The sequence below is a fragment of the Algoriphagus halophilus genome, assembly GCF_900129785.1.
In the GTDB taxonomy this organism is placed as follows: domain Bacteria; phylum Bacteroidota; class Bacteroidia; order Cytophagales; family Cyclobacteriaceae; genus Algoriphagus; species Algoriphagus halophilus.
In genome coordinates, this window is the sequence record NZ_FSRC01000001.1 from 2,308,801 (window position 1) to 2,321,622 (window position 12,822).

A 12,822-nucleotide genomic window follows, 5' to 3' on the forward strand; every position below is an offset into this window, starting at 1 on the left:
ATTCTCCATATATCAAAATGATTATCTAAGTTATAATCACATGATTTCCTCCATTCAATCACCCTAATTTGATCACAGAAAACTTTACCCATTATCATAGCTTACCTAGTGTAGGAGTTCAAAATATTCTGTAATGTCTTTGTAAATTCTGCACCGTGAGGTGGTTTAAGCATATTGGCATGCTCACCTGGCATCCTAATTACCTTGATCTCTTTTGCAAAAGGAGTCCAACCAAATGTTTTGAAATCCTCTACGTAAAATGTTCTTCTATTGGCAAGAAATAAGGTAATGTTTACGTCAACCGGCTCATGAACATAATTTTTCCAAGCTTCCTTGTTGACATGTTCGATCTCCTTGATCCTAGAAAATAAATTGGTGTTCTTCTGGAATTTTGCCCTCCAATTATCCCTCTTCTCCAATAAATATTTCTTTCTATAGCTCAGGTAAAAACCTGGATCTCTGACGATGAATTTTATTTCATACCAGATCCTCTTGAACAATCTGGACACCTTGCTGAAAAACCCTTTTGGAGTAGAATCTGTATCAAAAGCAATCGTATCAATCATTCCTAAAAACTGTACCTGATCCCCCATCTTTATTAATTGCTTCGCCATTTCAAAAGCAATCAACCCTCCCAAAGAATTCCCCATTAAATGATAAGGACCTTGGAGACCTGCTATTCTGATCTGTTCAATATATACTTGAGCAATCTGTTCAATGGTGCTAAGCGGCGCTAAGGAAGCATCTAAAATTGACGGAGATTGAAGTCCCCAAATCGTTTGGTCCTCATCCAGATTATCCACCAACGTATTGATTTCCAAAGGATTCAACCCCACCCCATGAATAAATAGCAACACTTTATTGGGGTCACCTTCCTTGATCTTCACCAAACATTTGGACTGTCCTTTATTCTCTTCTTTTTTACAATGTTCAATGTGAGAGGCAAGCATCTCAATCGTAGGAAATTCAAATAGGGTGGAAAGGGGAAGATTTATTTTGAAGTGGTTTTCAAGCTTGGATAATAAATCTACCGCAAGAAGGGAGTGCCCTCCTATTTGGAAAAAATCCTCATTTGTTGCGAGTAGTTCTCTTTTTAGTACTTGTTCCCAGGCTTTTTTAACAGCAAGAATCGATGTAGAGGAACCTTTGATCTCTTTTTCTTGATCAATGGCTTGGGTAAATACGGAAGTTGGCCTATATCTTTCCAATAACTTCCGATCGATTTTACCATTGGAATTCAACTCAAAACTAAGCTGTTGAACGAATTCACTGGGAATCATATATGAAGCAAGTTTTTTGGAAAGCTTACTTTTTGTAATGTCTATCCAATTAGAGAATTTAGAATCAGGTATTTGCCCATCTACAAAAGAGACATGAGCTCGCAGCATTCCCTCCCCATTGGCATCGAGTACTTTGATGACCACTGCATTTTTGATCAATGGATCTTTGGCAAGTTCACTCTCAATCTCACCCAATTCCAATCTTTGACCTCTAATCTTCACTTGGTGATCTATCCTTCCCTTGCACAACAGATCACCCTCTTCATTCCAAAGACCTAAATCACCGGATTGATAGAATTTTCCATCATATCCTTTAAATGGACTTGGGACAAACCGTTCTTGGGTTAATTCTGGGCGGTTCAAATAGCCGTTTCCAACGCAAGTCCCTCCAATCCAAATCTCTCCCATTTTACCGGGGATATTGATCAATTTACCTTGCTCATCCACTAGGATGACACAGGAATTTTTAACGGGTTTGCCAATGGTAATTTCCTCTTCAGAGGCATTTATTTTCTTAATCGTGGCAAATACAGTAGTTTCTGAAGGCCCATAAATATTAAATACCGAGTCAGCAACTTTGAGTAAAGAATCAGCCAACGTCCTGGATAGCGGTTCTCCGGCAGAAATGATGGTAAGTCCTTCTAGTTTCGGCTCGCCCATGTATTGAATGAGGGACTTTAGATGAGAAGGAGTGATGTACAATTTGGTAATACGGTGATCTTTCAGCGCATTAAAAATTTCCCGCTGGTCCTTTCTTTCATACTTACCAAGTAAATAGAGACTTGCCCCAACTGTCAGAGGAAGAACCGTCTCAAGCCATGCCATGTCAAAACTTATAGAAGTTAACCCCAACACCCTATCTTCATCACTAAGTCCTGGCTGTTCAAGTACCTGCTGGGTGAAGTAAAATAAATTCAAATGGGATAATTCTACCCCTTTGGGCTTACCCGTAGAACCTGACGTATAAATAATCAGAGCTGGATTTACGGGATCAAAGTTTTCAACTTTAAACAGCTCGTATTGATCAAGGATCTGACTGATTGGAATTGGTAGTTTCTTGGGTTGCAATTCACCCCAATTCACCGAATCATCACTCGAAATGAAATACTTCACGTCGGCATCTTCCAGCATGAATTTTACCCGTTCCTCTGGAAAATCCGTATCAATGGGAAGAATCCCTGCTCCAACACAGATTACTGCCAAAGCAGAAGCGATTAAATGTTCATCTCTTTCTAAATGGATTCCAATAATATCTCCAGGTTTTACGCCTTTGCTATGGAGATACCCTGCCAAATGCTTTACCTTTTTCCCCAATTCCTGGTACGTGAATTGTTTTTGGTTCACCGTCAAGGCCACTTTATTTTGAAACTGGCTTACTGAATCAAAAAAGTACTTTCCAAAAGGAATGAAGTCCAATTGAGAAACCTGCAGATCAATAGAAGGCTCTTCTACTTTTGGAGCATTGGCTTCGATCTCCTGAATGATCTCCTGAATCGAACGTTTTCTTTCTATCGTAAAAGCCTTGAGGTAATTGACAAAATCCTTTCCCGCATGATTGATGTACTCCCGGTCAAACAAACTTTTATTATAGGTCCACTCGAAAATGAATTCATCCGAATTCCCATAGAGGTTTAGTATAATTTCAAAATTTGCATAGGCTTTCGGATTAAAGGAAAGTTGATGGTCCAAGCCCACAAAGTCCACTTTGGCATCCAAGTCCAGATCAATGTTAAAAGTAATCGGAATCAAAGGGACTTTTGAGGAATCTCTTTTGATCGGAAGATCCTGAATCATATTTCCGAAACTCAAGAATTGATGATCCAATGCTCGGTTATAATTCGCCTTCCTTTGTTGCAAGTACCCTGAAAAAGGCAACGCCTTATCTACTTCACTTCTCAAGGGTAATAAATGCACACAATGCCCGATCAGACGGAGTCTGTTTAGTCCTAGCTGCCCGGATACTGGCATCCCTACCACTACTTCCTCCTCACCGGACCATCTGCTTAAAAAGATCTCAAATATGGAGAGTATTACTAAGTTCAAACTAACTTTCTCCTCCGAGGAAGTCTTCTTGAGTTGCTTTACAACTTCTTTTGGCAAAGGAAACCCGATCACATCGGAGTCATAGGTTCTATGGATAGGTCTGTCTTTGGAAATGGGTAATGAAAAATCCGGTAAAGGATTTGACAAATAATTTTTCCAATACTTTTTGGTCTCCTTATGTTCGAACTTTCTGCTTCTGTTGATCAGTTCCGCTGAATATTCTCCCAATAAATCCGGCTCTGGGAGGTCCAATTCCAGGCTTTGAACACTTTTGGAATATAATTCACTTAATTCCTCCAACATCAATCCAATTGACCAACCGTCGAATATGATGTGGTGTCCTGTAAAAGAAATTTCATGGAGCAACTCATTAATTTTAATCAGTTCCATCACATACAAGGGCCCCTGACTTAAATTAAAGTGGTAATTACCGATCTCTTTTGTATGCTTTCTAAAAAAACACTGCTGCTCTGCCTCAGTTAAGTGACTGATATCCCTGAACCTAATAGGCAGTTCGTAGGAAGAAAAAACCAACAGATTCTTCCCATTAGGACTGATAATTGTCCTCATCCCATCATGTCTCCGAATCAGCTCTAAAAATGCTTTTTTCAAACTATCAACCGAAAGGTTTCCTTTCAATTGAAGAGAGACAGATTCATTGTAAGCCATGTTGGCTTCCTTTCCTCCCATTTTACAGGCCAACCAAATTTCTGTTTGAGAGGGTGTAGTCTTAATCACCTTCTCAATTTCCATGGGTGCTTTGGTCAGCATGGATTGATTCAATGTCTGTTCTAATAAGTTATTCATAAAAAAATCAGATCAATAAAAATTAATTATTCTCTTTAGGTGAAACCCACATTGGGTTTCCTTCACTGTCTAACCCGATTTTCGCACCTGGAAATGGAGGGTTATGAGTATCCATTACCAGCTCTTCCAAATCTGGAAGATCTCCTCTCACTACATCATTTTCTATCATCAGTGCCAAGGCTTTTTCAAGCTTCACTAACGTTTGTTCTATATCTATTCGAGTATGCTTTTCGGTGAAATAACAAGGGATTCCCCGCATCATATGAACGCCTTCGTACCTCAACAAAACGAAAAGTAATGGGGTCGTAGAAGTAGGCTCTTTCTCCTTAATTCTCCAGATAGAGCGAAAATTAGCTGCCTCATAGGGGCTATTATATTTTTCGAAAAGCTCATTTACCCGTGCCACAAATTCATCTGTCTTTTTGGATAATTCATCTTGAAATCCCGGTCCTCTATCTTCAATCTCCTTCAACAATGCCACGGTAGCTGCTAAGACAAATGAATCGCCAGTATATTCTCCCAAGTCTTGGAGCATTCCGAACTGGCTTTTATGGATGGAGGAGGTGATTCCTGAATAATCTCCCAAAATCCCCAAATGCAAACCCTCTCCGATTAAATTTCCAAAAACCACTAAATCCGGTTTTGAATTCATTAAGTGGCTTACACCATTGGAGTAGGTATTAAAACCGGATAATACCTCATTCAATACCAGTAGCATATCCTCCTCAAGAGTTAGCTTTCTTAAGTTGTCCAAGAAAACTTCCAATTCTTTCGCATTCAAATCATCACATCGCACGTCAAATAATACAGTGCCTATTTCGGAGGATCGATCTTGGAGGATATCCAAAGAATCTTCCAAACTCCCGTTCAAGACGAGTAAGTCCGTATGAAAATGGTCCTTTAGGAAATCCAGGCATTCTGTATTACCCAATGAGCCACAAGGCAAATGAGTGTCACTACCTTGTTTGCTGCATTTTCTTGAAACGACTGCAATCAGTTTTTTATCACTGATGGATTGACATCCTGTAACCGCTCTCAACAATGCTTCAGAGAAGTGGTCGAACAAATAGGCATCCTTCACTTGGGTCAGCCTTTTAAATTTCCTGATCACCTCTTTTTCCTGATCTAAATGAGTCCCAAACTCCAAACCATCACTGATCTGTGTTTTCAATGCTTTTTTGATAAAATCAGCATTGTATCCAAACAATTTTGACCCATAGCTGAAATGCCAATCCAAATATTCATTCCCATCTAAATCAATCAACTTTGACCCATCGGAAAACTTGGATATAATTGGATAATTCAACCGCTTAGCACTCCATACCTGTTCTTTTTCCTCTTGCAAGCCCGCTCCCTCATGATGGGAATCGTAATAATCCTTACTTTTCGAGGTTCTCTTTTGGTACTTTTCTTTCAATTCATCAAAGAATTCCTGAGCCTCTTTACTTAGGTTAGCCGGATCAATTTCTTCCTCTACTGAAGAGGAGGAATCTTCCGATTGTGCAGTTTTATGGATTGCTCTTGGCTTTTCATACTTACTGATAGAATGTTTCACTCCTCCACCATTGGTCTGTAGTTGGGAAATTTGTGTTTGAATGGCATTCAATTGTTGTTGAATCAATTGAATCACATCACCCCCTACAGATTCTTCCTTCCGCTCAGCTACAGGCTCCTTCTTTTTAACCGCTGCTTTCTTAGGTGGATTAACTGGCTTAGGAGATTTCGATTGGATAAATGATAATAATGTACCTGGGGTATTTAACTCATCATTGATTTGCCTGAACGTGATCGTTACTCCAAACTCCTTTTTGATAGAAAAAGTAAATTGAGTTAGTACTAATGAATCAAGGCCCAGTTCAAAAAACGAGGAACCAATATCCTTACGCTGGATCTGAACCCCAGAAGCTGATTCAAGCATTTCTTTGATCTTCTCAAAATTATCCTGCGCTACCTCCTCCTCTTCATGAATGGCATCTTCCATCTGTCCATTTTCCTGGAGACCATTCAAACGAGAAGCATTTGCCAAGCTCTTAGAAAATGCCGGATTTAATAAAGCTCCTTTTTGAGTCCAGCAAAGCTTGGGTTCAAAAGAATAGGTGGGGATATCCATGAATGAAAATTCCCCTATCCCATTTAGTTTAAACTGATCTATTGTAGCCCCGAAGGAAATCAGTCTTCCAATTTGATTCATCAAATAGGTCAATTCATGCGCTTCATTTTTTCTGGAAAGAGTAGAAACAATTGCCCGGTCTTTTGCCTCAGCCTGCTGCTGCATGAGGCTTGAAAGCACATTTCCAGGTCCTACTTCTATAAAGTAAGAATCCTCTAATTCTTCAAGTAAAGCTTTGGCGCTGTCATGAAACAATACTGCATTTCGAATATGATCTACCCAGTATTCGATGGAAGTAGCCTGAGCATCAGTTAACCAAGCTCCGGTTTGGGTAGATTTTATGGGGATTTGAGGAATATTCAGCGTAACACTTTCCAATACTTTGGAGAAATCATCCAAAGCCCCATCCATCATTTTAGAATGGAAAGCATGACTCGTTATTAATACCTGGTTGGCAATCCCATACTCTTCCAGTACTTTCTGAAATTCTTCGATTACTTGATGCGCTCCGGAAACCACACATAAATTGGGGGCATTATGCGCCGCAATGGACAACTCATCTGGCAGAATTTCTTTAACGATATCTAACTGGGACCGAACAGATAGCATTTGCCCTGCCGGCAAATCGTAAATCAGCTTTCCTCTGTAGGCAACGACTTTAACGGCATCTTCCAAACTGAACACCCCTGCTAAATGTGCCGCAACGTATTCTCCAATGCTATGCCCACATAAGGCAACCGGATCAAATCCCTTATTGATCAGCATCTTGGCCAAGGCATAAGAAACTGTAAAAATGGCTGGTTGGGTTAAGTAGGTTTTGGATAAGTTCTCTTGGGTCCCATTGAAAATTTCTTCTTTCAAAGAACAACTTAAATAGGAGTCAAATAGCTTACAGCTTTGATCAAAGGCATCTTTGAAAACTTGATTGGATCTGTAAAAATCCTTTCCCATTCCCACATATTGCGAGCCTTGACCAGGAATCAAAAATACTGGAGTTTTAAATGCTCCTTTTTTATATAAAACCGGAATCAATCCATTTTCTACCTCCTCCAGGTTCTTAATTAATTCAGCTCTTTTTGTGGCGGAAAAATGAAGGTTCACCCCATAATTCAAATACCTATTGGTAAGGTTTGCATGGAGGTTTTGAAGATCCAAATCAGGATGTTCCAGCACATAGCCATGCAGTTTTTTCGCGTAATCTTTTACACTTGACTCAGATTTTGCTGAAAAAACGTACAGATTAGGTTCTTCTCCCTCTTTCGTGGTAATGGCTTTTTGTTCTGGATCTGCTTCCTCCAGGATCACATGAACATTCGTTCCACCAAACCCGAAGGAACTTACGCCAGCGATCCTCTTAGTATCACTAGCCCAGCTTTTGGTTTCATTGTTTACATAAAAAGGTGATCCTTCAAATTTTATCTCTGGATTGGGTTTTACAAAACCCAAAGAAGCTGGAAGTATCCGCTCATGTAGGGCATATACTGTCTTAATGAACCCTGCAATACCTGCGGCAGCTGTCAAATGTCCCACATTACTTTTTACTGATCCAATGGCACAGGTGCTGGATAAACCTTCCCCAAAAGCCATCTTTAATCCTTCTACCTCAATGGGGTCACCAATAGGGGTAGCCGTGCCATGCGTCTCCACATAACCAATTTGCTCTGGCTTTACTTGGGCATCCAAAATGGCATCTCTGATGGCAGAAGCTTCTCCTCTTACACTGGGGGAAGTGAAGCTTGCTTTTTCAAATCCATCATTGCTGATCCCAATTCCTTTAATAACTGCATAGATTTTATCCCCATCTTTTACAGCTTGTTCATAATCTTTCAGCAGAACTGCACCTGCTCCATCACAAAACATGGTTCCAGTAGCTTCTGAATCAAATGGTTTACAATGACCGTCTACACTGAAAATGGCTCCCTCTTGATAGCGTTGCCCACTATTGGCAGGAAATGTAATGGAACTTCCTCCAGCAATTGCTGCAGTACATTGGCCAGACCTGATACTCATCACCGCATGGGCTACTGCCAATAGCGAGGTGGAACAGGCGGTGTAAACACTTACAGCAGGTCCTGTTAAGTTGAGTTGGAAGGCCACCCTGCTTGCCACATAATCTTTTTCATTGAGGGACATGACCTGATTTGGGCCAAAGATTTCCGTTGCCTCATGATCAAAAACGATATTCCTGTTGTAATAGGTGTTATTATTGGTCCCTGCAAATACGCCTATTCTAAAATCCGGCCGGTTGGCAATCCACCCTGCCTTTTCCAACACCTCATGGGAAATCTCTAAAAACTTACGTTGCTGGGGATCCATGATTTCAGCCAATTTTGGATTCATCCCAAAAAATTTGGAATCAAACTTATCATAATCGGCTACTACCCCTCTTGATTTGATGTAATTGGACTCTTCTGCCTCATGTCTCACCAAAGGATCTATTTCCTCCAGGGTAAAGTGGGTAATCCCCTCTTTTTTGTTTTTGATCATTTCCCAGAAACCGGCGGTATCATTTGCTCCTGGAAATCTTCCAGACATGGCAATTACTGCCACATCTCGATTTTCGGAAGCAGCTTTTTTGGTAAGCTTTTCAGGACTATCCAAGCCTCCTTTTTTTTCTCCTTTCAGGAAAGAAATCTGCTTACCTAAGGTTGGGTTCTGATAGATCAAAGCCACTGGAAATACAGTTTTTAGCTGATCATTGATGGCCAATGAAAGTTTTTGTGCCAAAATCGAGCTTCCTCCCAATTGGAAGAAATTACTATCCAGGTTGAACTCCGTCTCTTGAAGGAGATCCTTCCATATCTCTGTTATTATCTCCTTATAATTTGTATCATCCTTCGTCTGGGAAACTTTCTGGTCTTTTTTTTCGGCCAGGGAATTCTTCAAAGCTTTTCTGTCAATTTTCCCGCTTCCAGTTCGAGGGAACTCGTCAATTCTGATGAATTTGTACGGAATCATGTATTCAGGAATGGATTTTCTCAATTCCTCTTTGATCTCCTCGATTTTTAGATCATTTCCAGTAGTCTTGTAGAACAATGCCACATAGTTTTGTCCATCCTTGAAATGGCCAATCACCACCGCATTCTCCACAATCCCGCTAATTTTAGAGGCATTTACCTCAATCTCTCCTAGTTCTACCCGATGGCCATTAATTTTAACCTGATCATCTACACGCCCCAAGAACTTAATACTTCCATCTACATTCCATTCCGCCAAGTCACCTGATTTATAGTACCGTTTGATTCCGGCACCATCCAGGTTCAGTTCCACAAATAACTTGTTGGTCAACGCTTCATTTTGATAATAACCTCGGGCTAAACAATCTCCGGTGATGTAGATCTCTCCGACCTTATCCATTGAGGTGATGGATTTCCCTTCGGGACTTACAATCAACATTTCCACGTTGGAAATTGGCCAACCTATACTTGGAAGATCTTCCCATTCTGAGGGTTCTCCTTCTAAATATTTCTGTGAAACAATAATGGTAGTTTCGGTAGGACCATACTGGTTGTAAAATCTGCAGCTTCGTAACTCCTGGAAAAACTCCCGAATGGTACTGCTTACTTTTAACTGCTCTCCGCAGGTCATGATCTCTCGTATGGAGCCCGGAAAAATTTTGTAGGATACAGCCGCGTTCGCTAATCCTTGAAGGGCAATAAAAGGTACAAACAACCTATTTATCCCTTTATTCTGGATGAATTGTAATAATTGATAAGGGTCTTTTAGTACCTCATTGTCCTGAATATACAAAGTACCACCACTTACCAACGTGGTAAAAATCTCCTGAAATGAAATATCAAAGGTCAATCGGGCAAAATGCAAAGTCTTAAAACCTGGTCCCGATTGAGAGTTTTCCAGTTGCCAGTTCACCAAATTGACCAAACTGGGACTACAGACCTCAATTCCCTTAGGCACTCCTGTAGTACCAGAAGTAAATAAGACATATGCCAAATCAGAGGTATAGGTAGGAGTTAACGTAGATTCTCTATATTTCCCCTCAATGGTTTTAATTGAAAGAGAGGCAAAATCCTCCGAATCCAGCCCTGGCAATCCAAAACGAACATTGGTTTCTGATACAATTTTAGCGAGTCTTTCTGTTGGCTGATCAAAATCCAAAGGCAGATAGGCCTTTCCCGCAGCCAATACTCCCAACATGTTAATGATCGTTTTTACAGATCTGGAACAGGAGATGGCTATTAGTTTTTCTTCCGGAGCCTCATTTCTGATTCTTTGCGCAACTAAATCTACCAGGATCTCCAATTTCCCATAGGTGATGAATTCGTCATGATGAACGAGTGCATCGTATTCTCTAAACTCCTCGAATCTCCTTTTTAAAAGATCAAAGATATTTGGTGTAGTTGAAGTTGAAAAGTTTTCCATCTCAAGAGACGTTTAAATAAAAAACAAATTATAGTCGGAGAGCTGAACTCAATATTCCAAATGAGATACTACCTCAAAGCCTCCATTCACTAAGCAGATGTCTTTGTTCAATTCTTGCAAATCTGCATGCATCATATCCTCTACAAGCATTTCCAAATCATATTTAGGTTTCCACCCAAGATTCCTTAATGCTTTGTCCGGTTTTCCAATTAATAATTCCACTTCGGTAGGTCTGAAATATTCAGGATCAACTTTCACTAAAATCTCACCTAGCTTGGGAAGCTCCTCTTTTCTTTTTCCGAGCTTTCCATAGGCTAGCTCATAATCAATGGAAGAAAGAATACCCATCTCCCCCACACCCACTCCAGCAAAATCAAGTTTGAAGCCTATTTTGGAGAATGCCATGCTCAAAAACTGACGAACACTGGTAGTCACTCCGGTGGCTACGACATAATCTTCTGGCTTATCTGCCTGTAGCATCAGCCACATCGCTTCTACATAATCTTTGGCATGTCCCCAATCTCTTTTGGCGTCCAGGTTGCCCAGATAGAGTACTTTCTCCATTCCCATTCCTATTCTCGAAACTGCTCTTGTGATCTTTCTTGTCACAAATGTTTCTCCTCTCAATGGGGATTCGTGATTGAAAAGAATTCCATTACAGGCAAACATGTCATAGGCCTCTCTATAATTCTTCACGATCCAGAATCCATATAATTTTGCCACAGCATAGGGAGATCTGGGGTAAAAAGGAGTCTTCTCCGTCTGCGGAATTTCTTGGACCAAACCATAGAGTTCAGAAGTACTGGCCTGATAAACCCTGGTCTTTTTTTCCATACCCAGCAATCTGACCGCCTCCAAAATTCTAAGAACTCCCAGACCATCCGCATTGGCTGTGTATTCCGGTGAGTCAAAACTTACTTTTACATGACTCATAGCTCCTAGATTGTAAATCTCATCCGGATTAGTTTCCTTGATGATTTTAGTTAGGTTCATGGAATCGGTAAGATCCCCATAGTGCATAAAAAATCTAGCATCAGCCTGATGTGGATCTTGGTATAAATGGTCGATTCGTTGGGTATTAAATGAAGAGGACCTTCTTTTAATGCCATGTACCACATATCCTTTGTTCAGTAAAAACTCAGCTAAATAAGCTCCATCTTGACCTGTGACTCCAGTTATTAAAGCGACTTTCATAAATAGTATTATTAAAAATTGATAGGATTATTAAACAGTGGACTTTTAAAATGCAATGGAATGCATTTTTAGACTTTTTTGATTTTTTTGGAACCAGTTATAGGTCTGGGAAATACCCTCTAGTAAATTCAGTCTTGGTTCCCAACCCATGGATTTTATTCTGCTGATATCCATTACTTTCCGGGGCGTACCATCCGGCTTACTTTCATCCCATAGGATATCACCTTCATGGCCCACTACACTTTGGACCATCAATGCCAGTTTTTTTATTTCTATATCGTAGCCTGTACCCACGTTGATCAATGGGTACTTCACCTCTCTTGTCAATAAAAACATGACCGCATCAGCCAAGTCCTCCACATGCAAAAATTCGCGTAATGGACTTCCTGTCCCCCAAAGCATCACCGGTTGATTTCCGTTGATCTTAGAATCATGAAACTTCCTGATCATCGCAGGCAACACATGGGAGCTGTTTAGGTCAAAATTGTCATAAGGACCATAGAGATTAGAGGGCATAATAGAACTATACCCTTTACCCATTCTGGTATAAATTGCTTCACAAGCCTTGATTCCTGCTATTTTTGCAATTGCATAGGATTCATTGGTTGGCTCCAAAGGACCCGTTAATAGATACTCTTCTTTTATAGGTTGGATAGATCTTTTTGGATAAACACAAGAACTACCCAAGAATAGAAATCTTTCGACTCCGGATTTTAAAGAGCTATCAATGATGTTATTTTGTATCATTAAATTATCCATCAAAAACTCGTAGGGATAGGAATCATTTGCTAGGATCCCTCCTACTTTGGCAGCTGCATTGATGACTATTTCAGGACGTTGATCAGCAAAAAATTCACGAACCTCATATTGATCTCTTAAATCAAGCTCGGAACTCTTCTTCCCTATCAGGTTCATTGCCCCCCGGGCTTTTAAAAGTCTCCAAATAGCAGAACCCACCATTCCTGTATGCCCTGCTACGTATATTTTCTTCTTAAAAATATCCATTGT

The 12,822-nt window shown here is 40.3% G+C and carries 4 protein-coding genes; all 4 read right to left on the reverse strand.

Annotated features, from left to right (window positions below; all coding sequences use genetic code 11):
• Positions 1-101: 101 nt before the first annotated feature.
• The 4 genes from BUR11_RS09740 to BUR11_RS09755 are packed head-to-tail and all read right to left on the reverse strand — an operon-like array spanning position 102 to position 12,819.
• Positions 102-4,130, reverse strand: a complete 4,029-nt coding sequence (locus tag BUR11_RS09740; protein ID WP_074224627.1) for a non-ribosomal peptide synthetase — start codon at positions 4,128-4,130, stop codon at positions 102-104.
• A 22-nt stretch (positions 4,131-4,152) separates the two neighbouring features.
• The gene (locus tag BUR11_RS09745; protein WP_074224628.1) at positions 4,153-10,620 is read right to left on the reverse strand and encodes a type I polyketide synthase; all 6,468 of its coding nucleotides are present in this window, start codon (positions 10,618-10,620) and stop codon (positions 4,153-4,155) included.
• A 48-nt stretch (positions 10,621-10,668) separates the two neighbouring features.
• Positions 10,669-11,814: a GDP-mannose 4,6-dehydratase gene (gene gmd, locus BUR11_RS09750; protein WP_074224629.1), complete on the reverse strand. Its 1,146-nt coding sequence runs from the start codon at positions 11,812-11,814 to the stop codon at positions 10,669-10,671.
• Between the two features lie 45 nt (positions 11,815-11,859).
• The gene (locus BUR11_RS09755) at positions 11,860-12,819 is read right to left on the reverse strand and encodes a GDP-L-fucose synthase family protein (RefSeq protein ID WP_074224630.1); all 960 of its coding nucleotides are present in this window, start codon (positions 12,817-12,819) and stop codon (positions 11,860-11,862) included.
• Positions 12,820-12,822: the final 3 nt, after the last annotated feature.

What these genes read in the sequence shown, in the direction of transcription:
- BUR11_RS09745 (WP_074224628.1), bottom strand. Translation starts at nt 10,620, where the DNA reads ATGGAAAACTTTTCAACTTCAACTACACCAAATATCTTTGATCTTTTA.
- gmd (WP_074224629.1), bottom strand. Translation starts at nt 11,814, where the DNA reads ATGAAAGTCGCTTTAATAACTGGAGTCACAGGTCAAGATGGAGCTTAT.
- BUR11_RS09740 (WP_074224627.1), bottom strand. Translation starts at nt 4,130, where the DNA reads ATGAATAACTTATTAGAACAGACATTGAATCAATCCATGCTGACCAAA.
- BUR11_RS09755 (WP_074224630.1), bottom strand. Translation starts at nt 12,819, where the DNA reads ATGGATATTTTTAAGAAGAAAATATACGTAGCAGGGCATACAGGAATG.